A 26,232-nucleotide genomic window follows, 5' to 3' on the forward strand; every position below is an offset into this window, starting at 1 on the left:
TTGCTGATGAATAACATAAAAATCAGGAATAAATATGACATTCATAGGTTGTCATCGAATCATTTTTCGCGCTAAAACAGGGAGATTAATTCAATCCATGCACCAATAAAGCAAATTACATGCCAATAAATAGCACATAAATTAAAACCATACAGATGACAGAGCTTTAACAAGGATTACAGGGATACTGGTTATTTTTAATGTGTATTTTTTGCACCAAAAGCGCACATTTTTAATTAGGTCATTTTTTTGGTGCGCTATTTTAGAACGGGTTAGTTAAAAGGATCACTAATCTCATTGTTTTGAGGACGAGAATTCCCCCCTTGGTTCGGTCGATTATTATTGTTTTGTGGTTGCGGAGCACCTTCTACAGCGCTCTCGGATTTCTGTACATCGAGCACATTTCCAGCGGCATCACGACGCACAATTGTGGTACTGGTGGTCGCATCCGAACTACGCGGTTTAACCTCAGCCTGAGTTTGCTGTCTGAGTCGTACAGATTCATCTACCTTCGGTAAAGGTACGTTTTTCAAGCGAATCTCATACAGCTTTTGATTACTTGCCAATTCCTCTGAACCCAGATTATTGACCAGACTGACATACTGCTGTATTGGCACCACTTCAGGCTTCACTGAAGCAGGCAAATTTAAATTCAATGTAGATAAGGCCTGATTGGCTTCTGCGGCGGTCTTATACTGACCATACAGCAGCACATATTGTTCTGGCTGATTTTCACCGGATATTCTTAGATAAATAAAATACTTACGATCTGGCTGTTTTTTAAGAAAGCTTTTTAGAATGGCTTCATTACTGACGCGAAATAATTCAATCGCATGCTGTTTTTTCGCCTCATTAACAAATTTGGTGCCGCGAAATTCTGGCTCATGAGTGGCATTTACAATGGTGCGCGTATTCAAATCGAGGGGTTTGACCTCGTCAAAAAGCGCACCAAGATGGGTCATTGTCGCTACTTTTTCCGGCTGAATTTGTAATTGAACTTTAGTTTCTGGCTTTTTTTCCACTTCAATTACCGCATCTGAATCAGTAATGGCCCAAAAGATCAAGGCTGCAAATAGACAGCATACACCACAGACCAGCCAGAAATAGTGCTGAACCTTTTGCCAAGGAGTGTGTAATGCTGTCATAAAAACTAAAACCTATGCCTGATTCGCTAAAATTGCCTGTTGCATTCGCTCAAGATCAAAATCCCGAGTAATCACAGCTTTGCCTAATTGTTGCAACAACACCAGACGCAATTGTCCATTCAAGACTTTTTTGTCATGGGCCATATATGCCAGGAAATCATCAAGAGGGATTTTAGGACAAACGATCGGAAGTTTGGCACGAGAAATGATTTTTTTTGTACGCTCCAGATCACTCTGAGAAATCCAGCCCATACGCTGTGATAAATCTGCCGCCATGACCATACCTGTTGCAACAGCCTCACCATGTAGCCAGACACCATACCCCAGATAAGATTCAATCGCATGTCCAAAAGTATGCCCCAGATTCAGTAGAGCACGTTCCCCTTGCTCTTTTTCATCATTGGCGACAATCCGGGCCTTGTGCGCACAGGAACGATAAACGGCCTCAGCCAGTAGTTTCTCATCACGACTGACCAGAGCATCCATGTTCTCTTCAAGCCAGAGCAGAAATGATTCATCACCGAGTAGCGCATATTTAATCACTTCAGCCAAACCGGCCGCAAGTTCACGATCGGGTAAAGTAGAAAGTTGCGACATATCGGCCAGCACCACTTGCGGTTGCTGAAATGCACCAATCATGTTTTTACCCAGTGGATGATTAATCCCGGTTTTTCCACCGACACTGGAATCGACTTGAGACAGTAAAGTCGTCGGTACCTGAATGAAGTACACGCCACGCTGGAAACATGCCGAAGCAAAACCGGCCATATCGCCAATCACACCACCACCGAGCGCAAGCACCGTACAGTCCCGGTTAAAACCAGCTTCAAGCAATGCATCAAAGATCAGATTCAGATGCTGGCTATCCTTATATTTTTCACCATCGGGCAAAATACAGGTCGCAACATGCTTGTCTAAAGCTGCAATCGCAGTTTGATAATGCTGCAAATAAAGTGGCGCAACCGTGGTATTGCTCACAATCATCACTTGCTTGCCATGAATATAGGGAGCCAATAAGGCCTGTGGATCAAGATCGCTCCCGATAAAAATAGGGTAACGACGTTCTCCGAGTTCTACATATAAGGTTTGCATGTTTGATTAACCACTTTATTCAATGTACTTAGTTCTTGGAAGTAATGAGATTGAGAATCCGCTGCGCCAGATCTCGTGCCGCACCCTGATTGGTCTCAATGATATGATGTGCCACTTCCCGATACAAGGGGTCACGAACTGCCAATAAATCACGTAACTTTTGTTCCGGATTTTCGACTTGGAGGAGTGGACGGTTTTTATCGCGATAGGTACGCTGCAGTTGAATTTCAACCGGCGTATAGAGATAAACGACGATCCCACGCTGTTTCAGATAGTCTCGATTCAAGACCTGAGTAATGGCACCACCGCCAGTGGCTAAAACTAAATGGGGGCGTGAAGTAAGTTCATTAATTACAGCAGTTTCACGGTCACGAAAACCCTGTTCCCCTTCTTTCTCAAAAATCCAGGGAATCGTCGCACCTGTTTTACGTTCAATTTCATGATCGCTATCTAGAAATTCGCGTCCTAACAATTCTGCGAGATGTCGTCCTACTGTTGTTTTACCGGCCCCCATCGGCCCTACCAAATAAAGATTTGGTAGGGTTTCAAACTCTTTGCTTGGCAAGGAGTCACCTATTCGTTTTGTTAAATTCAAAATATATTAATGATTTCTTGAAACACTGTCATTAACAATTCGAGGTGTAACGAAAATCAGCAACTCACGCTTGTTATCCGATTTTAAATCTTTACGGAATAAACGCCCTACATAAGGAATATCCCCCAGGAATGGCACCTTGGTTTGTGCATTACGGGTTTCCTGCTCAAAAATCCCACCCAGGACCACTGTTTCACCATTATCCACCAGCACATTGGTATTGATCTGGTTTTTATTAATAGTCAATTGTCCGGTCGGCGTTGGGTTGCCTGGGGAGTCACTGGTAATATTCAGCTCCATCTGCACTTTACCGTCTGGAGTAATACTCGGTGTAACATCCAGACTCAAAGTCGCATCAATAAATTCAGTAGTGGATACAGCATTGGCCCCCCCACCTTCTGATGACTGATAAGGAATCTGTGTACCAGATGCAACCATTGCTTTTTGCTTGTCTGCTGTGAGTACCTTTGGTGTTGAAATGACTTCACCATAGCCATCCGCTTGCAATGCAGACAGTTCAAGATCCAGCATAAAATCAGAGAGACTAATCAAACCAAAGGCAATACGACTGGCGCCCGGACTGGTGACACCCAAGTCAACATTCAGGTTGTCCGGTCTTTGGATTTCATACTTCCATCCACCTAACTCATCATCCAACTCAGGTGTTCTCAAATCCCATAATGTTGTATCGCTACCACCAACTAGAAGGTTATTATTGTTGGTAATCCCTTGTGACAGAATCCCCCACTTCACCCCCATTTCTTTGGTGAAGTCAGTGGTGGCACGTACAATACGCGCCTCAACCATTACCTGCTTGACCTGTACATCGAGCAGATCCACCATATTCCGAATTTTATCAATAAAAGGCTGGGTATCATTCACAATAATGGTATTGGTACGGGCATCAATAGATACAGAACCACGTGAGCTTAACAAGCTTTCTTTATCTTCATTATTAGTTGTATTAGAAGAATTATTTGATGAGTTATTTGAATTTTGTGCAGATTTATTCTGGGTAATCAGCTTTTCAATATCTGTAGCTTTAGCATAACTCAGCTGCATATATTCAGTCTGAATAGGGGCAAGTGCAACGCTCTGCTTCAAAGCTTTTGCCTCTTCCTCTTCTGCCTTAATCAGTTCTGTCACTGGTGCAATCCAGATCACATTACCATTACGGCGTTTATCCAGGTTTTTGGTTTTCAGTACAATATCCAGTGCTTGATCCCAAGGCACTTCTTTTAGGCGCAAGGTAATATTGCCTTGTACACTATCTGCTGCCACCATATTGATATCGGTAAAATCAGCCAAAAGCTGTAGTACACGACGTACTTCAATATCCTGGAAATCGAGTGAAATTTTCTTGCCGCTATAAGCCACGGTCTTCGGACGTAGCGGACTCTTGGCTTCCGGACGTTTCAAACTGATGGTCAGCTTATTATCCGTTTGATAAGCCATATATTCATAGCTTTCCCCGGACTGGATCGTAATCACGCCTGATCCATTTTGATTCACTGCATCCACACTCGACACAGGCGTCGCAAAATCATTCACATTCAGACGACGGGTCAAATGCGTCGGGATCTTCGTGCCTAAGGTTCGAACAATGATTTTAGTTCCCTGCTGCTGTACATCAACCGGGGTATTATTGCCTGCCAGGTCAATCACCACCTGACCTTCACCTTGAGCCCCACGCTGGAAACTGATATTGCTAATTCCCTGAGCTGACTGCTGTAATACCGGTTGAGCTGTCGCGACTGGTGTGGCTGAGTTGATTTTCAGGATAAAGGTATTCCCTTCAACTCGCGTGGTAAAGGCACCAGCATCTGCCAGATTAACAGTCAAACGGGCACGTTGTGCATCCGAAGTCACATCGACCGAACTGGCTTCACGTGTTGCCACCGGAATATTGCTTTGCTTTAAGTTTTGTTGGGCCTGGTCAAAATCTAAAATTAGACGTGAAGGTGATTCTAATTGATAGGCCTGTGGCTGTGGTGGCAAACCATTGAACATCACCCGAATTTCAGTTCCTTGTCCAGGAAGCTGCATAGCTACGATATTGGTCACGGCTACCTGCGCGCTGGCTGCTTGCATCACCGCAATCGCAACAGCACCCATTGAAAACTGACGAAACACACGATTCATTGTATTAGCATCCCCAAAAATAAATTCTTTAATACTCTTATTCATTGTTATTCCCTAAAACTTATGGTGCCGGCCCAATCAGAACCAGACTTCGCGGACGCTCCACATATCCTTCACGGCCATCTGGAATAATCTCAATCAAATCGATCTGCGTTGGTGTAATACCACTCACACGACCATGATTAAGCCCCATATAGCTACCACGCTGTATCCGTTCAATCTCGCCATCCGGTGTCTGGATTAAAGCCAGAATCTGTCCGGCCTGATTACGCATGCTGCCTTTCATGCTCAAGGTTTCCAGAGGATAACTTTCCAGTGGTTGCAATTGACGTGACAAATTTGGATAAACCCGTTTCCCTGCCATAATCTTTAGCTCGGCAGCCAGAGAACTTGGCAGGAAAGGACTTTTGATCTGGTGTGCTGCATAGTTGAAGGTTTCAACTGGCATAAAATCGGGTGCAGGTTCAATCGGCAAAGGTGGCTGATTACGAATATTGGCCATTTCCTGATTGACTGCATCAATACGTGAATCACATCCCAGCAATACCAGTCCAAGCGCTAAAACTGAAGTAATTTTAATCCTATTCATTACTGCGCCCCCTGAGTAGTGCTCGTACCTGCTGAAGAAGTCTCGGCATTGCCCACATAACGATAGGTTTTGGCCTTGACCACATAATCAATCACCGGAATCTCAGACTTTTTCTCTTTATTCTCAGTACCGGTAATGGTGAAATCATGCAAGGTAACAATACGCGACAAACCTGCAATACTGCTGACAAAAGAGCCAAAAGCGTGATAATCCCCAGTCGCTTCAATCGCAATGGGCTGTTCAATAAAGAATTCTTGCTTAATTTCAGGTTCCAGACGGATATTTTTAAACTTCAGACCTGAATTGACACCGCTCAGGTTAATATCCTCAACCAGACCCGGAATTTCAGTTTCCTTCGGCAATTGTTCTAATTGCTGGTTAAAACGTGCTTCCATTTCCTGAAGCTGAATCTGATATTGTTGTAGATTACGTAATTTTGATTCCTTTTCACGAAACTCATTCAGCAGGTTTTGTTCCTGGGCACTGGCTTGTGAAATCGATTCAATCGTACTTCTGGTCAGAGCAAAATAAATCAGCATAAATACCAAGATAACAATAAAAATCCAGCAGCTAATCTTGACCGATAAAGGCCAGCTGCCATAATTATTAGGATCTAGGGTATTGAATTGCTGAAAAAATTTCTCAACTGTCATTTTATTTTTAGGTACAGCCATGGCATCCTGGCTGAACTCATCGAATTTTTCATTACTCATGATGATGCCCCCGGAGTGGTATTGGCTGCTTGCTGTTCTTCATTCAGTACCGGTTCAGCGATCTGATCCAGATCCACAGTCACGGTAAAGCTGCCATAAGACTCTTCAACACGTGGAATAATCGAGCTCGGTGCCTTTTCTTTAGATTCTTCAGCCACCAGGAAGGCATTCATAAAGGCGTTTCGGTACCAGGAGGAAGCTTCCAGATTACGCAGTAATTCTGCTACGGTATTTGGACTCTCGGCTCGACCTTCGATGCTAAATTTATCGCCAGTACGCTGAAACTTGGTGATGTACATATTGGCTGGTGTCACCCGTACAATTTCATCAATCAAATGCACCGCGATCGGACGTTGCGTTTGCAAGCCCTGAATCAGCTTCATCCGCTCAACAATGGCATTACGTTGCTCTTGCAAACCTTCTAGCGCTTTTAACTGCACATCCAGATTCTGGTTGGTACTTTGAATCAGCTGATTGGCCTGTTCCTGATCCTGAAGCTTGTGATCATAATAAAACCAGGTTGAACCTGCCGCCGCCAGTCCTAAGAAAAGCGCCCCCACACAGATTGCCACGAATTCATTATTTCTTTTAATTCTTAGCTCATCACGCCAAGGAAGTAAGTTAATCTTTGCCATTAATCAAAACTCCTCAATGCCAAACCACATGCAACCATGAGTGATGACGCGTCATTTTCAATTTTTTTAATATCAATTTGAGGAGAAAAGCCCATTTGCAAAAATGGATTCGCGATCGTGACCCGGTAACCGAGTTTTTGTTGTAATAATTTTGCCAGACCTGGAATATTGGCATTCCCGCCGGCCAATAAAATATGATCAATCTCATTAAACTGAGACGATGAAAAGAAGAATTGTAATGACCGCGCTGCCTGTTGCACCACAGCATCCAGAAACGGTTCTAGCACTTCAATATCATAATCATCTGGCAAAGCACGGGTTTTTTTAGCACGCCCGGCTTCTTCAAAAGACAGACCATAACGGTTCTGAATTTCCTGAGTCAGCTGTTTGCCACCGAACACCTGCTCACGGGTATAAATAATTTTGTTGTTCTGCATGACTGATAAAGTCGTCATACTATGTCCAATGTCTAAAATACCGACAGTATTTACCCCCATCGGCAAAGTATCCGAAAACACTTTAAAAGCATTTTCCAGCGCAAAACTTTCTACATCCGCGATCTTGGGTGTCAGTCCGGCAATTTCCAAAACTTCAGAACGTGCTTCAATATTTTCAATGCGGGTTGCCACCAACAGCACATTGACCCGGTTTGGATTGGCAAGACGGTCAGGCAGAACTTCAAAGTCCAGACTGGCTTCATCGAGTGGGAACGGAATATACTGTTCTGCATCCTCACGAATCTGAACTTCACGCTCATCATTCGACATGTCTGCATCCATCTCGATAGTTTTGGTAATCACCATAGAGGTTGGAATGGCAAAAGCGGCATGATTCGACTGGGTGTTGGCCAAATTAATTGCACGCCCAAGGGCATCCGCGACTGCTTCCGGGTTTAAGACGTTTTTTTCAACAACACTGTTTTCCATTAATGGGACCAAAGCATAGCTCTCTACCCAGTAACGGCTACTTTTTACAGAAAGCTCCAAAACCTTAACAGAAGTCGAACTAATATCAACTCCTATTAACCCCTTATTTGGTTTACGATATAACCTGCGCACAATATAATTCCTATTATTTTTTTATCCCCAATTAAATCTAACTTACCAATCGATCCGATCTATAATTTTATATAGATACAATAACTCATCTAACAATATGTATATCTAAAGGATATACTGATCGGTAATTAGTTCGCCATTAGCTCTTATTAAAACTTACTTGTTATGAAAAAGCTATCTTGTTCAGGCCTTGTCCACCCATTTTTTTTGATCATTATCATTATCCTGATCTCAATTCCGATGGGTTTTTATGGCATGTATCTCTATATTGCCCCATCTTTGCCTGAAATGTCCACGCTTAAAAAGGCGCCTTTATTAAAGCCTTTACAAGTTTTTAGTTCAGATAATGAATTAATTGCTGAGTATGGTGGCAAGCTTTCTGTTCCCGTGAAATATGAACAAATTCCATCCGAGTTTATTCATGCTTTCCTCGCCGCTGAAGATTCCAGCTTTTTCGAGCATAGCGGAATCAGTTTTAAAAGCTTAGGCCGTGCAGTCAGTGAAAGTATCACCGGTTCGGATGTGCAGACCGGTGGTTCCACTATCACCATGCAGGTGGCGAAAAACTATTATCTCAGCCCTGAACGAACACTCAAGCGTAAACTGACTGAAATTTTTCTGGCCCGTAAGATTGAGCAAAGCCTGACTAAAGAAGAAATTCTGACACTCTATGTGAATAAAATCTTCTTGGGTAAGAATGCCTACGGGATCGCAGCAGCAGCCAAAATTTACTATAACAAGAGTTTAGAAGAACTTTCGATTGCGCAGATGGCCATGATTTCGGGCTTACCTAAAGCGCCTTCTCGATATAATCCGGTGGCCAACCCCAAACGTGCTCTCGAACGTCGCAACTGGATTTTAGGACGTATGCTGCAACTGGGCTATCTGAACCAGAGTCAGTATCAACAAGCGATTGCTGAACCCATCAATCTGGATATGCCTGACCGCAGTACCCGCAATAAATTCCCGTATGTCGGTGAGATGGTGCGTTCTGAACTGGTACAAAACTTTGGCGAACAGGCGGTAGATTCTGGCTACAAGGTCTATACCACCATCCATAGTGAACGCCAGACCTATGCAGAACAGGCGGTACAAGAGGGTCTGGAAGCTTATGACCGTCGACATGGCTGGCGTGGTGCTGAAGCACATGATCAACCGCTGGAAAATTTCCGTGCCTATGCCAACACCTACCCTGCTCAAGTAACCAAGGTTGGCAATTCCAGTTTTGAAGCGTTGATGCAGGATGGCACCACGGTAACTGTACCGTGGTCCGGTATGTCTTGGGCGCGCCCCTTTCGCAATGTCAACAGTGTAGGTGGTGCGCCGAGCAAAGCTTCCGAGATTGTCAAAGTCAAAGATATTATACGTTTACGACCGAATCAGAATAAAACCTCGTGGTCGCTGGTACAAATTCCAAATGTGCAAGGACAGTTGATTGCCATCAATCCAAATAATGGTGCAATTGAAGCCATTGTGGGCGGATACAACTTTTATCAGTCGAAATTTAACCGTGCAATCCAGGGCTGGCGTCAACCCGGCTCTACGATTAAGCCTTTTGTTTATGCACTGGCTTTAGAACGAGGCATGACACCGCATACCATGGTGAATGATGCGCCAATTACCATTGGCAAATGGACACCTCGTAATTCAGATGGTCGTTATCTGGGGATGATCCCGCTACGCCGTGCACTTTATCTTTCGCGCAATACCGTTTCAGTGCGTTTATTACAGGCTGTCGGGATTGAACGTACCCGTCAGCTGTTTATGGATTTTGGTTTACAGGACAATCAGATTCCGCGTAACTATACCATTGCACTCGGCACGCCTCAGGTTCTGCCAATTCAGATGGCGACAGGTTATGCGACTTTTGCCAATGGCGGTTACCGGATTCAGCCACATTTCATTACCCGTATTGAAGATGCCTATGGCCATACCATTTTTGAGGCTCAGCCTGAATATGCGTGTATTTCATGTATCAATACCGAAGAAGAACCTGCTCAACCTGCCGACACCATGACCGCAGATGACGAAGCGATTGCAATCAACAATACAAGTCTAGAACAGAAACAGGCTGCACCCAAAGTCTCTGCTGAAGACAGCAATTATCGTCAGGCACAGCGTATTTTAAAATCCAGCTCTGCCTATGACATGGCCAATATTCTGCGTGATGTGATTCAGCACGGTACCGGCCGTGCGGCCTTAAGAATCGGGCGAAATGATATTGGGGGCAAAACCGGAACCACCAATGACGCCAAAGATGCCTGGTTCGCAGGGTTCAATGGCAAACTGGTTACTATCACCTGGGTCGGCTTTGACCAGCCTAAAACCTTGGGACGCCGTGAATATGGTGGTGTGGCAGCCTTACCGATCTGGACCGACTTTATGGGCAATGCCTTAAAAGGTCAGCCAGAAGCATGGGTGCGTTTAGACCGTAATGCCAAGGCACCAGTGAATCGAAGCAAGGCAGTTCAGGGTGATGAAGCGCAGAATGATCCGTCTTCACCACCAATGGCCACTACGCTTTACCGCCCGGCACCTGTGGTCGTCCCGAAACGGACAGAAACGGATTTCGAAGATCTGCCGGGACAGGAAATCGCTGTGCCAGATACTGCTGAAACAACTGCTCCGCCAGAACAGCCGCTTCAACCAAGCAAAGTGGACGCTTTAGAAAACCTGATTCAAGAAGTGCAATAACCACAACCGACAAACTAGTATAAAAAAGCCCTCAACAATGAGGGCTTTTTTATCGGTGAATTTTTATTTTTTCTGAAACAGATAGATCTGATATTGCGCCAGCAATTTAAACTGATCCTGCTGTTCAAGTGCCAGACGGCGTTCAGGTTTGGCCTTGTAAGCATACGGCGTCATAGCAATCAGGTTTTTTAAATCTGTCTGTGGCAAAGTCATCGGGGCATCAATCACCTGCTCACTGAGCAGATCAAATTCATCTTGCAGTTGCTCAACAAACTTTTGCGGTTCGTGGGGTTTCACTTCTTCAAAAAGTGCCTCACGCATTGCATATAAATGCTGTGGCGCAGGTGTCACCACCATTAAATAACCTTCAGCTTTTAAAACCCGTAAAATTTCCTGTTTTGGGATCGGACTGAACAGGCTGGTACACATATCAATCGACCCATCCAGCACCGGTAAAGTCGCCCCGGTTCCTACGACCCAGGTGATATTTTTATTGAGCTTGGCCGCGACCTGAACGGCATTTTTGGCAATATCCACCCCGACGCATTGCAGCACTTCAGTCTGCATGGCATCAGTATAGTAGCCTTCACCACACCCAATATCTAAAAGATTTTCAATACGCAGCTCTCGGAGCTTCTCTACCACGGCCTGTTGCAAAGGCGCATAATGTCCCGCACTCAAAAATGCACGACGTGCCTGGACGGACTCAGGCGTATCCCCAGGATTTTTACTGTGTTTATGTTGCACCACATGCAGGTTCACATAACCTTGCTTGGCCACATCATAGCTATGATGATTCTCACATCGCCATGTTCTTTCATTTAAGCTCAACTGCTGGCGACAGACTGGGCACATGAGTAAATTCATCATTCTCTCCAAAACAAAAAAGCCGGCCTGCGCCGACTTTTTTCAATGCATCTCTTAACGCAATTTTAAGGTCATTAGACCCAAAACCACCAGCATAATTGTAATAATCCAGAAACGAATGACGACTTGAGTTTCACGCCAGCCTTTCTTTTCATAATGATGATGAAGCGGTGCCATCAGGAACACGCGTTTATTGCGCATTCTTAATGAACCAATCTGCAAGAATACTGAAATCGCTTCGACCAAGAATACACCCGCCATAATCGCAAAGACGATTTCCTGACGTACCATCACGGCAATGGTCCCCAACATCGCACCCAGCGATAAAGCACCGACATCACCCATAAACACTTGCGCAGGATGGGCGTTATACCACAGGAATGCCAGACCGGCACCAATCATCGCCGCACAGATCACCACCAGTTCAGAGGAATATTTCACATAGGGAATATGCAGGTAATTGGCAAAACGCACGTCTCCGGCCAGATAGGCAAATACACCCAGACCTGCTGCAACCAGTATAATTGGCATAATCGCCAGACCATCCAGACCATCGGTGAGGTTTACCGCATTGGATGCACCATTGATCACAAAATAAGTGAAAATAATGAAGCCAATCCCCAGTGGAATAGCCGACAGCGGAATCGTCAAATCTTTAAAGAATGGAATCAAAAGATCCAGCATATTCGCGGTATGTACCGGATTGGTCTGCTGCTGTGCAATCACATATAGGGCAATACCGACTCCCAATGCACCGACCGAAGTCCAGAAGAATTTTTTCTTCGCAGGCAGACCGGCATTGTCTTTATAACGGATTTTAATCCAGTCATCTGCCCAACCCACGGCACCGAAGATGACCATCACCGCCAGTACAATCCAGACATAAGGATTGGAAAGATCCGCCCAAAGCAGGGTCGAAATACCGATTGAAAGCAGGATTAGTACGCCGCCCATGGTCGGTGTACCCATTTTCTTGGCATGGTTTTCAGGGGCATACGAGCTGACCGCCTGACCATATTTGAGTGCCTGAAGCTTGCGAATCATGATAGGACCCAACACCAGACCAATGGTCAATGCCGTCAGGACACTGAGCAACGCACGTAAAGTTAAATAACGAACCACCTGAAACGTGCTGTCAAAGCCCGCCAAATGTTCAAAGAGCCATAACAGCATTTAGAGTTTCTCCATCAATGCAGCCATCAATGTTTCCATATGGGTATAACGCGACCCTTTAAACAGAAATGACATCGGCTGAGGTTGATGTGTTTCAATCAAATGAATTAAAAATGGCAATGCCTGCTCCTGATTCAGGAAAGCCTGCATTTTCTTGCCATATTGGGTACTACGTGCACCTTCCTGTGCGGCAGGTGCAAATTCACCCACAGCCACCACAAAGTTAATGCCTTTGACCGAGACCAGATCTCGACCCAGCTTATAATGTTCCATCGCAGCCGATGAACCGAGTTCACCGATATCACCGGTCACCATGACCCGAATGCCCTGCTGCTGTGCCAAAACTTCAGCTGCTGCACGCATTGAACCAGGATTGGCATTGTAGGTATCATCAATCAGCAAATACTGTTTGTGTTGAATAAAGTTCAAACGGCCTTTGGCACCCACAGCCTGCTCCAGACCGGTCACGATATCATCCAGACCAATCCCGATTGCCAAAGCAAAGGCAGCCGCTGCTGTGGCATTTTCAACATTATGCTCACCGGCAAAGGGCAGCTGAACTGTTTTCGAAGCTTGTGGTGTATGCAGGGTAAAGGTAGAAGATTGCGCATCGAGCACGACATCGCTGGCATACACTTCACCGCCGGCACCAAAACTTAAGCTTTGTTCAGTTTTGACCGCCTGACGAATGGTTTCAGTAAAATCATCTGCGGCAGGAATAATCGAGGTTTCTGTAATATGCGCATAAATTTCAGATTTGGCAGTACAAATGCCATCACGGCCGCCGAATTCACCCAAATGCGCAGTGCCGATATTAATAATCCCGGCTACATGGGGCTGTACCATGTTTGAGGTGTACTCAATTTCGCCCTGATGACTGGCACCCAGCTCCATCACTGCATACTGATGTTCGGGACGTAATTCGAGCAACATCACCGGTACGCCGAGGTCATTATTCAGGTTGCCACGCGTGATCAGTGTCGGCGCAAGACGAGACAAGATGCTCCCCAGCATTTCCTTGGTGGTGGTCTTGCCACTGCTGCCGGTCAAGGCAATGACTTTGAGCTGAGGATTCTGCTGACGACGGTATGCGCCCAACCGCCCTAGTGCCAAACGGGTATCGTCTACGACAAGCTGGCAGATATCGATATCGAGCGGTCGACTGACGATCGCAATCTGACAGCCGCTTGCTGCTACTTGTGCCACAAAATCATGGGCATCAAAGCGCTCGCCTTGCAGTGCAAGGAAAGCATCCCCTTGTTCAGCATCACGCGAATCGGTCAGAATACGTTTGATGGCGTCTGCCGGTTTTTTATTATTGAGCCAATTGCCTTGAGTCGCTTGTTCAAGCTGTTCTGCTGTCCAAGGTGCAAGTGGCACGGTACTGGTTGTTGAGGTATGCATATCTGAATCCTAATACGCTGGATAAGCTGAATCTGCGCTGTGATGCTGGGCATCAATCGCGGCTTGCACTTCGACCACATCATCAAACCAGTGACGTACACCATCAATTTCCTGATAATTTTCGTGACCTTTGCCTGCAATCACCACGATGTCCCCTGCCTGCGCGTGTTTAACGGCAAACTTGATCGCTTCACGACGGTCATGAATTTCATGGTAGCTTTTGCCTAAAAAGTCGATGCCATTTTTCATATCGGCAAAAATTTGTGCAGGATCTTCGGTTCGCGGGTTATCGGAAGTCAAGACCGCAATATCCGAACCTTCTAATGCTGCTTGGGTCATCAGTGGACGCTTGCCGCGGTCACGATCGCCGCCACAGCCAAAGACGGTCCAGAGATTTTGCGCAACATGACGTTTTAAAGTGATGAGAACCTGAGTCAAGGCATCAGGTGTATGCGCATAATCCACTACAAATAGGCGCTCGCCATCACGCAGTACCTGCATCCGGCCTGGTGCACCTTTGAGCTGTGGCACAGTCGCAATCAAGCTACTTAAATCAAATCCGGCCTGCTCTGCCATGATCAGACTGGCGACCAAATTTTCAATATTGAAATGTCCAAGCAGCGGACTGTTCACAACATATTCAGCAGAAGCAGTTTTCAGCTTAAAGGCTGCACCTGAAATGCTGTATTGAATATCCTGAACCTGATAATCTGCAGCTTGACGGGTTGAATAGGTCAAAATTTCTGGCTGTGAGGGATTGTTGCGCGCTGCATCAATCATGATATGAGCATGCGCATCATCCAGGTTGATGACAGCCACTTTTAAACTTTCAAATTTAAATAAAGCAGATTTGGCTTCTGCATAAGCTTGCAGCGTCCCGTGATAATCCAGATGATCGCGACTTAAATTACTATAGCCCGCAATCTCGATATCACAGCCATTCAAGCGACCTTGCTCCAGACCATGCGAACTGGCTTCAATCGAGGCAAATTTAGCACCGGCTTGAGCATAAACATGCAAAGCATTTTGCAATTGCAAAGCATCGAGCGTGGTATGCGACGAGGCTTCCAGATTTGGCAAAATCCCGTTACCTGTAGTCCCCATCACTGCACAAGCTTTGCTTTGCAACATGAACAGTTCCGCAACCAAACGTGAAATCGTGGTTTTACCATTGGTGCCGGTCACTGCAAGAATACCTGCAGCCTGAACAGGTTGGCTGGCTTGTAAGTATTGTTTTTGCCACTGTCCCATCAAATGTCGGACATCAGCAACCACCAGATTGGGTGAGATATCCAATTCGATTTCAGAAATCACCGCTAAGGCACCCTGCTCTAAAGCTTTTTGTGCAAATACTGCAGTTTTTTCTGGTTGTGACAGACTGGTCAAGGCAATAAAAATTTGCCCTGCCTTAACTTTACGGCTATCCAGTTCGAAACCCTGAAAGGCTTGGGTCATCCATTCAGCAGTATCCTGAACGGCGTAGAGATCTTTAAATGTAATAGACATTGATCACCTATTTACTGGACTTTGGGAGATTCTAAAGGTTTGTCCAGAGGGACATTTAGCAGACGCAAGGATTCCTGCATCACGCGTGCAAATACCGGTGCCGATACCGTACCGCCGTAATAGGTGCCTTGCGGATTTTCGACCACCACCACCATGGCAATACGCGGATCACTCACGGGCGCTACGCCAGCAAACAAAGCCCGGTATTCATTGGTAGAATAGCCTTTACGATCGGCACGCAGTTTATGCGCAGTACCGGTTTTCCCTGCCACACGATAACCCGGAATTGTCGCGCGCGTGGCGGTACCGCCAGGCAGAGTTGCTACTTCCAGCATAAGCAAGACCTGATCTGCAATATTGGCATCAATCATTTGCTCACCCTGCGGCTGTTCTTCCAGCTTGTACAGGCTCAGCGGCATTCTCACACCCTTATTGGCCAGCATGGCATAGGCATCCGCCATTTGCAGCACAGTAGCATTCAGGCCATAACCATAGGACATGGTTGCCACTTCTGACACATTCCATTTACTTGGTGGCAAGATCAGACCGGCACTTTCACCCGGGAATCTTACTGCTGAGCGTGAGCCAAAACCCAAGCGTTTATAGAAAGTGGGTAGAGTTTCATACGGCAAAGACAAGGCCAGTTTGGCGACACCCACGTTCGAAGATTTCTGGATAATACCGCCCAGTGTTAACTGACCATAATTATGCGTATCACGAATGGTGTGATTGCCAATTCGCATACTGCCCGGTGTGGTGTTGACCACTGAATTGGCCGTATATTTACCACTTTCCAGGGCCATTGCCACAGTGAAGGGCTTCATGGTCGAACCCGGCTCGAAGGAATCCACTGCACCACGGTTACGCATGGCATCCTTGTTCAGCAGACCATTTTTATCATTCGGGTTATATGATGGCCAAGATGACAAGGCCAGAATTTCTCCGGTTTTCACATCGACCGCAATCGCAGTCGCAGAACGGGCATTATTGGCCACACCTGCCGCAGTCAGTTCACGGTACATAATATATTGCAGACGCGAGTCGATACTCAGGGTGATATTCTCGCCCGGCTCGACTTCTTTAATCACTTCCGGCTCTTTAACCCGGTTGCCTTTTTTATCCCGGATAATCTGCTGCTCACCATCTTCACCTGCCAGACGGGTATTGAGCTGCATTTCCAGACCTTCAATCCCGGTGCCTTCACTATTGGTCAGACCAATAATCTGTGAATTGGGCTGTGGCTGCGGATAATAACGTTTGTAGTTTTTCTCGGTATACACGCCTTGAAAATTACGCTTCATGATCAGTTCAGCCTGTTGTGGCGGAACTTCTTTTTTCAGGATCAGATAACGAGAACGCGGGCGTTCTTGCATTTTTTTGCGTAGTTCTGCCCGATCCATACCGACTGCATCGGCCAGTTCATCCAGATTCAGGTTTTTATCCGGCAACTGGCGTTTCAGCTTGCGGCTATCTGGCTCTTTTTCTAGTGCCAGTATGGTCTCGTCATAGAGTTTTTTATTGTCAAAATAGTCACGTGGATCAATCACGATTTTCATGATCGGCGTACTGATCGCCAGCGGCACCCCATTACGGTCATAAATTACGCCACGCATGGCCTTGATGGTATTGGTTCTTAAAATATTGGCATTGGCTTTATTTTGCAAAAAATCTTTATTGATAATCTGCACATAGAAGGCACGGCAAATCAGTGTAATAAAACACAGCAACACCACCGCCCACATGATATAGAAACGATTGATATAAACATTTGAGGCGTTTTTGTCGGTAACTGATTGTTTTTTACGTACCGCTTGCTTCTTTCTTTTGTCTATCATGTCCGAGCGCTAGCCTTATTTTTTCTCATCTGAAGTTTGTGGTAAAGAAATGACAACACTTTGTGAAACCGGGGGAGAATACATGCGCAGCTGGGTAACAGCACGTGTGCCAATCTGCGCAGTTGCACCAAAAGTTTGCTGTTCAATTAACAAACGACCCCAATCTGCATTCAGGTCATCACGCTCACGCAGATAAGTGCTCAATTTTCTGGTGTCCTGACGATATTCAAACACCTGAAATACCACAAAGACTGCACTGATGAAGACCATCAGTATCAAGACGAGATAGATGCAGGCTTGTTTAAGCCACAACTTTTCTGTTTTTTTATCAACCACTTCAGTTTTCATGATGTGCCTATTAAGCTAAACGTTCTGCGACCCGGAGCCATGCACTACGTGAACGAGGATTGGCTTTGACTTCTTCGTCACTGGCTTTTACGCGGGATACCTTCTTTAAACGTCGTGTATCTTTTTGCTGCCCCGGCATTCCCCAGCCAAAATCTTCGTCTAATGTAGATTCTTTTTGAATAAACTGTTTGATCAAACGGTCTTCCAGAGAGTGAAAGCTAATTACGGCCAAACGTGCCTCAGGTTTTAAAATCTCAACTGCTTGAGGCAAGAAGATTTCAATATCTTCTAATTCTTTATTAATAGCAATACGAATCGCCTGGAAAGTACGCGTCGCAGCATGCTTATTTTTTTCCCATTTTGGATGCGCGACTTTCACAATTTCCGCAAGTTGAGCCGTGGTATCAATCTGCCCTGCCGCCTTGATGGCTTTGGCAATCCGGCGACTATAACGCTCTTCACCGTATTTAAAAATGATATTGGCCAGTGCTTCTTCTTCAATTTCAAGCAGCCATTCTGCTGCAGTTGGACCTTGAGAATTGTCCATGCGCATATCCAGCGGGCCATCTTTCATAAAACTGAAACCACGTTCGGCCTGATCCAGCTGCGGCGAAGACACGCCTAAATCTGCCATCACCCCATCCACGGTCTCAATCCCAAGCTCAGCCAGTGCGTCTTTCAGATCGGCAAAGCTGGCATGAATAATTTTAAAACGTGGATCCTCTTGTTCTAAGATTGCTGCCGTCTCTAGGGCCTGAGGATCTTTATCAAAGCCATACACACGTGCATGTTCATCTAATTTTGATAACAATAAACGGGTATGTCCGCCACGACCAAAAGTACCGTCTACATAAATTCCCGTATTGCGACCTGCCAACAAGGCATCAATCGTTTCGTGAAGTAATACAGAAATATGTGACATAAAAACTCAATCAATAGGGCGAAAAATTTAACTGCACATTATCACCCTGTTTCAGTAAAGCTCCAAACGACTTTTTGTAGATAAATATTACTTTCCATAGAGAAAACCGTTTTTATTTGAGTGTCGTCAATAAAAAAAGCCTCCGCAAGGGAGGCCTGTTTATCTGTAATTCGTCTTCAAATCAGCAGATTAACGTTTTGAGTTATAGATCTGATCAAAAATCGCGCCATTCACAAAATGGGTTTTCTGTGCATTGGCCCAGCCGCCAAACACTTCATCAATGGTAAAAGTTTTGATTTTCGGGAATTGTGCTGAATATTTGGCTAATACTTTCTGATTGCGCGGACGGTAGAAATGTTTGGCTGCCATTTCCTGACCCAATGGAGAATACAGGTAGTTGATATAACCTGTTGCCAACCATTTATTGCCATTTTTATCCACAGTACGATCGACAATGGCCACCGATGGCTCGGTCAAAATCGTAATTGACGGATAAATAATATCGAACTTGTCTTTACCCAAAGTCTTTTGGGTAACCAGTGCTTCATTTTCCCAAGTCAGCAATACATCACCAATGCCACGCTCAGCAAACGTGGTCATCGAAGCACGTGCTGCTGAGTCCATCACTTTGACATTTTTATAGAGTTTGCCGACAAAGTCCTGTGCTTTGGCTTTATTACCCCCCGACTGTTTCTCGGCATAGCCCCAGGCAGACAGGTATACCCAACGTGGCAAACCACCGGTTTTCGGGTTTGGGGTAATAATTTCTACGCCTGGCTTGGTCAGATCACTCCAGTCCTTGATGCCCTTCGGATTGCCTTTGCGCACCATAAACACGATGGTTGAGGTATAAGGTGCAGAATTATGCGGAAACTCTTTTTGCCAGCCGGGTTGAATCTGACCAGATTTCACGATTTCTTCGATGTCATTGGCCAGCGCCAAAGTCACCACATCGCCTTTTAGGCCATCGACCACCGAACGTGCCTGCTTGCCCGAACCACCATGTGACTGTTTAAAGTTCACATCCAGACCGGTACGGTTTTTCCAGTAAGCACCAAATGATTTATTGAATTCATCATAGAATTCACGGGTTGCATCATAAGACACGTTTAGAAATTGACGATCAGCCGCCTGTGAGGCAGTCGCTGTCAAGCCTAGACCTGTAGCCAATAAGGCAACGCTAAATAACGATTTTAATTGATTTTTCATGAGCGCACGGGAGTTTATCTTGTATAGATATAACTATATGAAATAAAATCATTTATCGCAATTCAACCTACAACATCACAACACGATATAATCAAAGGTTTTTTATTCTTAATCATCTGTTTTTAAAAACAAAATATAGCCAGTCATTTCACTTATTTCGAATATATAGAATTTTATGCATTAAATATAAAAAAAACGGATAACGCTTTATCCGTTTTCTTCATTCAATTTAGATTCAAGCTTGTTATCGCTTTTCATTATAAATCTGGTCATAAATCGCCCCATTCACAAAATGGGTTTTTTGCGCTTTTTCCCAGCCACCAAAGACTTTATCAATGGTAAAGGTTTGAATTTTCGGAAATTGGGCGGAATATTTGGCAGCCACTTTAGCATCGCGTGGACGGAAGAAATATTTCGCAGCCAACTCTTGCCCTTTGGGGGAATACAGATAATTCAAATAGCCTTTCGCCAGATTGGCATTGCCATTTTTATTCACATTTTTATCAACGATCGCCACCGATGGCTCGGCCAGAATTGAAATAGAGGGATAGATGATATCGTACTTGTCCTTACCTAGACCTTGCGTTGCCAGCAAGGCTTCATTTTCCCAAGATAATAGTACATCGCCAATACCGCGCTCGGCAAAAGTCGTCAGTGAACCACGGGCACCGGAATCCAACACTTTGACATTTTGATAAAGCTTTTTGACCAGATCTCGGGCTTTGGCATCATTGCCACCGGGCTGTTTCAGCGCATAGCCCCAAGCAGACAGATAGATCCAACGTGGCGCTCCACCAGTTTTCGGGTTAGGCGTAATAATCTCGACACCCGGTTTGGTCAGATCATTCCAGTCCTTGATTTGCTTGGGATTAGCCTTACGCACCAAAAAAACGATTGTCGATGTATACGGTGCTGAATTATTTGAAAACTCTTTTTGCCAGCCTTTCTCGATTAAACCGGCATTGACGATTTCCTCAATGTCATTGGCCAAAGCCAAAGTCACCACATCGGCCTGCAAACCATCGACGACCGAACGTGCCTGCTTGCCTGAACCGCCATGTGACTGTTTAAAATTGATTGTCTGTCCGGTTTCCTGCTTCCAGAACTGGCCAAACTCCTGATTATATTCTTGGTAAAATTCACGGGTCGGATCATAGGAGACATTCAGGAAATCTTTGGCCATTACATTTTGCATGGTGGTTGCTGTAAATATTGTCAAGATTGCGGTTGCTATTATTTTTTTCATGTTATGTGACTCATTATTGAGATAACCACACTGTATAAATAAAAAATAAATATAACAATCATGTGTTTATAATAATATTGATGATCTATTTCTGATTTTGAGATATCTGCTAACAATTAAACCTGGATACATATTCTGCTAAAAAATTAATCTCCTGCTACAATATAAGACAGTTCTTCACGTTCTCTTCACAGTTGTCTGTTAAAAATAGGCCGCCAAAAGAGAGAATTACGATTTTTAGTAATTTTCCATAGATGTTATATTAATTTTTTGTAAAAAATGTGACTTGGTTCTACTTCTTTATAATCAACTGTGATTAAATTGTAGACGGAGTATTAAAAAAACATTTTTAACAGAATAAAACCAACCAGAAGCAAGGAGGAAGTTTGGATATGAAATTTAAATTATTCACAGCTAGCATCCTAAGTCTGATCATGCTGTTTTCGATTCAACTGGGTCATGCCGTCGTTGTGAAGACAGATTTGCAGAAGGCCTCAGTCACTACTGTTGAAAGCAAGACATCGCCGATTGAAAAAGCAATTCAACAACAAAAAAGCGAAAAAACCCTGCATACAGACGATAATCTTAAAGTCTTAACTGCGCTGAAAGTCGCACCTTCACAAAATTTCTTTGCAGCACAAAATTATCGCTTTACCCGCTTCGTACAAAGCATATTTTCTAGCGATCATTCTTAATCAGTTTTAACCAACTCGAATAACAGCAGGATTTAAAGCCACATCACTGAATGTTGAATAAAGCATTAAGTGATGTGGCTTTTTCGCTATAATAGAACCAAATTTATATTCTAGATTATATCCGGCTATGACTGTTCGTACTCGTATTGCACCTTCTCCTACAGGTTTTCCTCATGTAGGTACTGCCTATATTGCCTTGTTTAACTTATGTTTTGCTAAACAGCATGGGGGTGAATTCATCCTTCGTATTGAAGATACCGACCAACTGCGCTCAACACCTGAATCTGAAAAAATGATCCTGGATTCATTGCGCTGGCTCGGTCTCAACTGGTCTGAAGGTCCAGATGTGGGTGGCCCACATGCACCGTACCGCCAGTCAGAACGTATGGATATTTATAAAAACTATGCGCTGGAACTGGTTGAAAAAGGTCATGCCTTCTACTGTTTCGCCACTGCCGAAGAACTGGATCAAATGCGTGCTGAACAGCAAGCACGTGGTGAATCTCCACGTTATGACGGTCGAGGCTTAAACCTTTCTCAAGAAGAGGTCGAGCGTCGTTTGGCTGCTGGCGAAGCACATGTGATTCGCATGAAAGTACCGACTGAAGGTATTTGTAAATTTAATGACATGCTGCGTGGTGAAGTCGAGATTCCATGGGCGCAGGTCGACATGCAGATTCTGCTGAAAACTGACGGCTTGCCAACCTATCATTTGGCCAACGTGGTGGATGACCATTTAATGCAAATCACGCATGTGATTCGTGGTGAAGAATGGATTCCATCTGCACCGAAGCATCAGTTGCTGTACCAATACTTCGGTTGGGAGATGCCGGTGCTGTGTCACATGCCACTGCTACGCAACCCGGACAAATCAAAATTATCTAAGCGTAAAAACCCAACTTCAATCAACTATTACAAAGATATCGGTGTACTGCCTGAAGCCTTGTTGAACTACTTGGGTCGTATGGGCTGGTCAATGCCAGATGAAAGTGAAAAATTCACTTTGGCAGAAATGATTGAACATTTTGATATTAAACGTGTATCACTCGGTGGTCCAATCTTTGATGTTGAAAAACTCAACTGGCTCAATGGTCAATGGATCAAAGCCCTTTCTCCTGCTGAATTGCTCGATACGCTGCTAGCATGGAAAGCAGACCGTGCCAAATTAGAAGAAATCGCAGCTGCGATTCAACCACGTATCAACTTGCTGTCTGAAGCAGTGAACTGGTCTGCGCATTACTTCAACCACTTCCCGACACTGACTCAGGAGCAGTTTGTCAGCAAAAAACTGTCTGACGAACAGGTACGTCAGAGCTTGCAGTTTGCCATTTGGCGTTTAGAAAGCCTGTTCACCTGGAACAACGACACGGTCAGCCAAACCTTGATGGATTTGGCAGCACAAATGGAAATTAAACTGCGTGACTTCATGCCGGCCTTCTTTATTGCCATTGCCGGCTCAACTGCGTCTACCCCGGTGATGCAGACTATGGTCACCATTGGCCCTGATTTGACCTTCGCACGTTTACGTCATGCGCTGGAAATTGTCGGTAGCCCAAGCAAAAAAGAGCTGAAAGTCTGGGAAAAACTCAATGAAAGCTTAAAATTGCCGAAAAATGAAGCGGTTGATCAAGCTTAATCAATTTTTTTGTTGACGTGTGAGCGCGATATCCCTAATATAGCGCTCACACAGACTGGGGTCATAGCTCAGTTGGTAGAGCGCTACAATGGCATTGTAGAGGTCAGGAGTTCGATCCTCCTTGACTCCACCAAATCAAGTCTTGCTTTAGCTGTGTAATGCCTCAATTGTCCCTATCGTCTAGAGGCCTAGGACATCGCCCTTTCACGGCGGTAACCGGGGTTCGAATCCCCGTAGGGACGCCATATTCAAGATTACTTTTGAAGTGGTCTTTTAAAAAACCCAAGCATTATGACTTGGGTTTTTTATTGCCTGTATATTTTATGTTGGGCAATATTTCGGTTTCTTCGCATCTTCCGATAAAATAATCAGTAATTTAGAATTTTGGAGTTGTAATGCAATATCGTTGCCCTAAGTGTCAAAGCCCGAAAATCATGCCGGTGGCCCAGCCAGGTCAAGCAGCTCCACGTCCGGTGGTTCCTAAAAGCCTGATGTTTCTGGTGCCCGCCCTATTCCTATTATTATTGCTGGTGATCATCAGTATCGCGATGTGGATCTTTGGTGATGGTGCAGGTACAACTTTACAGACTGCAACCGTCATCGTCTTTATTCTTTCTTTGATTGCAGGCTTTATGTTCTATAAAGACTTGCCTGATTTTAAAATTTCCATGCAGGCCTTCATGCAGACCCAAAAGAAATGGAAATGTCGTGAATGTAATCACGAGTGGGAAATCTAAGTCACTCCCCACCGCCCTATAAGCACAAAAAACCAGCCCGAAGGCTGGTTTTTTATTTTAAAATCAGGGATTAAACACCAATTTTACGGTATTTTTGACGCTTCGCGACCAAATCATCACCATCGCGCTTACGACGATATTCTTCAAACTCAGCATAGTTACCAGTGAAGAATTCAGGTGTTTCACCTTCAAATGACAAAATGTGCGTTGCAATACGGTCCAGGAACCAACGGTCATGCGAGATCACCATCACAGTACCCGGGAACACCAGAATGGCATCCTCAAGCGCACGTAAGGTTTCGATATCCAGGTCGTTTGACGGTTCATCGAGCAAGATTACGTTTGCGCCCATTTGCAGGATTTTAGCCAGTTGTAAACGGTTACGCTCACCACCTGACAATTGACCGACACGTTTTTGCTGATCCTGGCCTTTAAAGTTAAAACGACCGATATATGCACGAGATGCAATTTCGTATTCGCCAATCTTCAAGATGTCTAAACCGCCAGAAACTTCTTCCCAAACCGTTTTGTTGTCATCAAGCGTGTCACGAATCTGACCCACATAAGCCACTTTCACCGACTCACCCAGTACCACAGAACCGGTATCCGGTTGTTGTTCACCGGTCATCATGCGGAACAGTGTGGTTTTACCTGCACCGTTCTCACCGACGATACCCACGATCGCAGCAGGCGGTACAACGAATGATAAATCTTTATACAGAGTACGATCACCAAACGATTTGCTGATGCCTTCAACTTCTACAACCTTGTTGCCTAGACGTGGACCAGGTGGAATGTAGATTTCAGAGGTTTCGTTACGCTGTTGGAATTCACGCGAGTTAAGCTCTTCAAAACGCTCCATACGCGCTTTGTTTTTCTTTTGCTGGCCTTTGGCATTTGAGCGAACCCATTCAAGTTCTTTTTTCAATGCTTTGGCAAAAGATTCTTCTTGCTTGTTCTCTTGCTCTAGACGCGCATTTTTCTGCTCTAACCAAGAAGAGTAGTTGCCTTGGTATGGAATGCCCATGCCACGGTCAAGCTCAAGAATCCACTCAGCCACGTTATCCAGGAAATAACGGTCGTGCGTAATCGCAACGATGGTGCCCGGGAAGTCTTTCAAGAAACGTTCTAACCAGGCAACAGATGATGCATCTAAATGGTTCGTCGGTTCATCAAGAAGCAACATGTCTGGCTTAGACAAGAGCAAACGGCACAGTGCCACACGGCGGCGTTCACCACCTGAAAGCAGTTTAACATCCGCATCCCAAGCTGGAAGGTTCAGTGCAGCAGCTGCCTGATCCATCTGATTGGCAAGGTTATGTGCATCCCATGCATGGATAATGGCTTCGAGCTTTTCCTGCTCTTTTGCAAGTGCATCAAAGTCAGCATCTTCTGCTGCATATTCTGCAAATACTTCGTCAAGACGTGCCAAAGCATCCAGCGGTTCACGCAGACCATCTTCAACGTTGCCACGCACGTCTTTAGTTTCATCTAAAGGCGGCTCTTGCTCGAGATAACCGATTTTAGTACCTGGTTGTGCACGTGCTTCACCAGAGAAATCTTTATCTACGCCCGCCATAATACGAAGCAAGGTCGATTTACCTGCACCGTTTAGACCAAGCACACCAATTTTTGCGCCCGGGAAAAATGATAAGGAGATATCTTTCAGGATTTCGCGTTTCGGCGGCACCATCTTAGACACTCGGTTCATCGTATAAATATATTGGGCCACGTAGGACTCCTCAACTGAAAAACCAAATGGGGTTAAAACAACCACCCCAGCTCAAAAAAGAGCGAAAAAATAATCGGCTATTATACGCAGAAAGCTGCGAAAACATAAGCCATTGCCATGAACTTCAATGCATTGTTACAAGTTTATTTATGGTGATTTTTCAAACAGCTGATTTAAGTCAAATAAGTGCATCGAATCCCAATTTATATATGATTATTTCATCTATCTATTTCAGTAAAATTGCACTTTTACTTATATA

General features: G+C 44.8%; 22 protein-coding genes and 2 tRNA genes. 6 read left to right on the forward strand and 18 right to left on the reverse strand.

The window, feature by feature from the left end; genetic code table 11:
* Positions 1-272: 272 nt before the first annotated feature.
* From FTU42_RS08325 to FTU42_RS08360, 8 genes are all read right to left on the reverse strand, one after another.
* Entirely contained in the window at positions 273-1,145 is an 873-nt protein-coding gene (locus FTU42_RS08325) for a hypothetical protein (protein ID WP_180041094.1), read from the reverse strand.
* A 12-nt stretch (positions 1,146-1,157) separates the two neighbouring features.
* On the reverse strand, positions 1,158-2,237 hold the full coding sequence (gene aroB / locus FTU42_RS08330; protein ID WP_005168879.1) for a 3-dehydroquinate synthase: 1,080 nt from the start codon (positions 2,235-2,237) through the stop codon (positions 1,158-1,160).
* A 28-nt stretch (positions 2,238-2,265) separates the two neighbouring features.
* A complete protein-coding gene (gene aroK, locus FTU42_RS08335) occupies positions 2,266-2,802 on the reverse strand; it encodes a shikimate kinase AroK (RefSeq protein WP_005094320.1) in 537 nt (178 codons plus the stop codon).
* Positions 2,803-2,838: 36 nt separating this feature from the next.
* Positions 2,839-4,974: a type IV pilus secretin PilQ gene (gene pilQ, locus FTU42_RS08340; protein WP_373686735.1), complete on the reverse strand. Its 2,136-nt coding sequence runs from the start codon at positions 4,972-4,974 to the stop codon at positions 2,839-2,841.
* Between the two features lie 61 nt (positions 4,975-5,035).
* Positions 5,036-5,563: a pilus assembly protein PilP gene (locus FTU42_RS08345; RefSeq protein WP_005094322.1), complete on the reverse strand. Its 528-nt coding sequence runs from the start codon at positions 5,561-5,563 to the stop codon at positions 5,036-5,038.
* On the reverse strand, positions 5,563-6,276 hold the full coding sequence (locus tag FTU42_RS08350; protein WP_180083250.1) for a type 4a pilus biogenesis protein PilO: 714 nt from the start codon (positions 6,274-6,276) through the stop codon (positions 5,563-5,565). Before FTU42_RS08350 ends, FTU42_RS08345 begins: the two co-directional genes overlap by 1 nt.
* Positions 6,273-6,911 (reverse strand): PilN domain-containing protein, encoded by a 639-nt coding sequence (locus FTU42_RS08355; protein ID WP_005094324.1) that lies wholly within the window; start codon positions 6,909-6,911, stop codon positions 6,273-6,275. Before FTU42_RS08355 ends, FTU42_RS08350 begins: the two co-directional genes overlap by 4 nt.
* Entirely contained in the window at positions 6,911-7,969 is a 1,059-nt protein-coding gene (locus tag FTU42_RS08360) for a pilus assembly protein PilM (RefSeq protein WP_005168888.1), read from the reverse strand. The genes FTU42_RS08355 and FTU42_RS08360 overlap by 1 nt, the downstream gene beginning before the upstream one ends.
* Positions 7,970-8,134: 165 nt before the next feature.
* Between FTU42_RS08360 and ponA the strand changes: the two genes are divergently transcribed.
* Positions 8,135-10,663, forward strand: coding sequence for a penicillin-binding protein PBP1a (ponA, locus tag FTU42_RS08365; RefSeq protein WP_180083251.1), 2,529 nt, complete (start codon positions 8,135-8,137; stop codon positions 10,661-10,663).
* 63 nt (positions 10,664-10,726) lie between these two features.
* On the opposite strand, the gene FTU42_RS08370 is transcribed toward ponA, so the two are convergent.
* From FTU42_RS08370 to FTU42_RS08410, 9 genes are all read right to left on the reverse strand, one after another.
* Positions 10,727-11,530 carry a putative RNA methyltransferase gene (locus tag FTU42_RS08370; protein WP_100329404.1) on the reverse strand — a complete coding sequence of 268 codons (804 nt, stop codon included), beginning with the start codon at positions 11,528-11,530 and terminating at the stop codon, positions 10,727-10,729.
* Positions 11,531-11,584: 54 nt separating this feature from the next.
* The gene (mraY, locus tag FTU42_RS08375) at positions 11,585-12,703 is read right to left on the reverse strand and encodes a phospho-N-acetylmuramoyl-pentapeptide-transferase (protein ID WP_180083252.1); all 1,119 of its coding nucleotides are present in this window, start codon (positions 12,701-12,703) and stop codon (positions 11,585-11,587) included.
* Entirely contained in the window at positions 12,704-14,107 is a 1,404-nt protein-coding gene (gene murF, locus FTU42_RS08380; protein WP_180083253.1) for a UDP-N-acetylmuramoyl-tripeptide--D-alanyl-D-alanine ligase, read from the reverse strand.
* A gap of 9 nt (positions 14,108-14,116) precedes the next feature.
* Positions 14,117-15,613 carry a UDP-N-acetylmuramoyl-L-alanyl-D-glutamate--2,6-diaminopimelate ligase gene (locus tag FTU42_RS08385; protein ID WP_180083254.1) on the reverse strand — a complete coding sequence of 499 codons (1,497 nt, stop codon included), beginning with the start codon at positions 15,611-15,613 and terminating at the stop codon, positions 14,117-14,119.
* 11 nt (positions 15,614-15,624) lie between these two features.
* Entirely contained in the window at positions 15,625-17,448 is a 1,824-nt protein-coding gene (ftsI, locus tag FTU42_RS08390; RefSeq protein WP_074383637.1) for a penicillin-binding protein PBP3, read from the reverse strand.
* Between the two features lie 15 nt (positions 17,449-17,463).
* Positions 17,464-17,796 carry a cell division protein FtsL gene (ftsL, locus tag FTU42_RS08395; protein WP_005094344.1) on the reverse strand — a complete coding sequence of 111 codons (333 nt, stop codon included), beginning with the start codon at positions 17,794-17,796 and terminating at the stop codon, positions 17,464-17,466.
* Positions 17,797-17,806: 10 nt separating this feature from the next.
* Positions 17,807-18,718, reverse strand: a complete 912-nt coding sequence (gene rsmH, locus FTU42_RS08400; RefSeq protein WP_005168904.1) for a 16S rRNA (cytosine(1402)-N(4))-methyltransferase RsmH — start codon at positions 18,716-18,718, stop codon at positions 17,807-17,809.
* A gap of 189 nt (positions 18,719-18,907) precedes the next feature.
* A complete protein-coding gene (locus FTU42_RS08405) occupies positions 18,908-19,927 on the reverse strand; it encodes a sulfate ABC transporter substrate-binding protein (RefSeq protein ID WP_180083255.1) in 1,020 nt (339 codons plus the stop codon).
* A 244-nt stretch (positions 19,928-20,171) separates the two neighbouring features.
* A complete protein-coding gene (locus tag FTU42_RS08410) occupies positions 20,172-21,173 on the reverse strand; it encodes a sulfate ABC transporter substrate-binding protein (RefSeq protein WP_100357760.1) in 1,002 nt (333 codons plus the stop codon).
* A 392-nt stretch (positions 21,174-21,565) separates the two neighbouring features.
* On the opposite strand from FTU42_RS08410, the gene FTU42_RS08415 reads away from it, so the two are divergent.
* The 5 genes from FTU42_RS08415 to FTU42_RS08435 all read left to right on the forward strand — a co-directional run bounded on the left by FTU42_RS08415 (position 21,566) and on the right by FTU42_RS08435 (position 24,241).
* Entirely contained in the window at positions 21,566-21,868 is a 303-nt protein-coding gene (locus tag FTU42_RS08415; RefSeq protein ID WP_005094351.1) for a hypothetical protein, read from the forward strand.
* A 127-nt stretch (positions 21,869-21,995) separates the two neighbouring features.
* Positions 21,996-23,504 carry a glutamate--tRNA ligase gene (gene gltX / locus FTU42_RS08420; protein WP_180083256.1) on the forward strand — a complete coding sequence of 503 codons (1,509 nt, stop codon included), beginning with the start codon at positions 21,996-21,998 and terminating at the stop codon, positions 23,502-23,504.
* A gap of 57 nt (positions 23,505-23,561) precedes the next feature.
* A tRNA-Ala gene (locus tag FTU42_RS08425) sits at positions 23,562-23,637 on the forward strand.
* Between the two features lie 36 nt (positions 23,638-23,673).
* Positions 23,674-23,749: transfer RNA gene (locus FTU42_RS08430), tRNA-Glu, on the forward strand.
* Between the two features lie 150 nt (positions 23,750-23,899).
* A complete protein-coding gene (locus FTU42_RS08435) occupies positions 23,900-24,241 on the forward strand; it encodes a membrane protein (protein ID WP_004281123.1) in 342 nt (113 codons plus the stop codon).
* Between the two features lie 70 nt (positions 24,242-24,311).
* Here the strand turns inward: FTU42_RS08435 and ettA are convergent, their stop codons facing one another.
* Complete coding sequence (gene ettA, locus FTU42_RS08440) at positions 24,312-25,973, reverse strand: energy-dependent translational throttle protein EttA (protein ID WP_005168915.1); 1,662 nt, start codon at positions 25,971-25,973, stop codon at positions 24,312-24,314.
* Between the last annotated feature and the right edge of the window lie 259 nt (positions 25,974-26,232).

The organism is Acinetobacter sp. YH12102, assembly GCF_013419125.1.
Classification (GTDB): domain Bacteria; phylum Pseudomonadota; class Gammaproteobacteria; order Pseudomonadales; family Moraxellaceae; genus Acinetobacter; species Acinetobacter pseudolwoffii.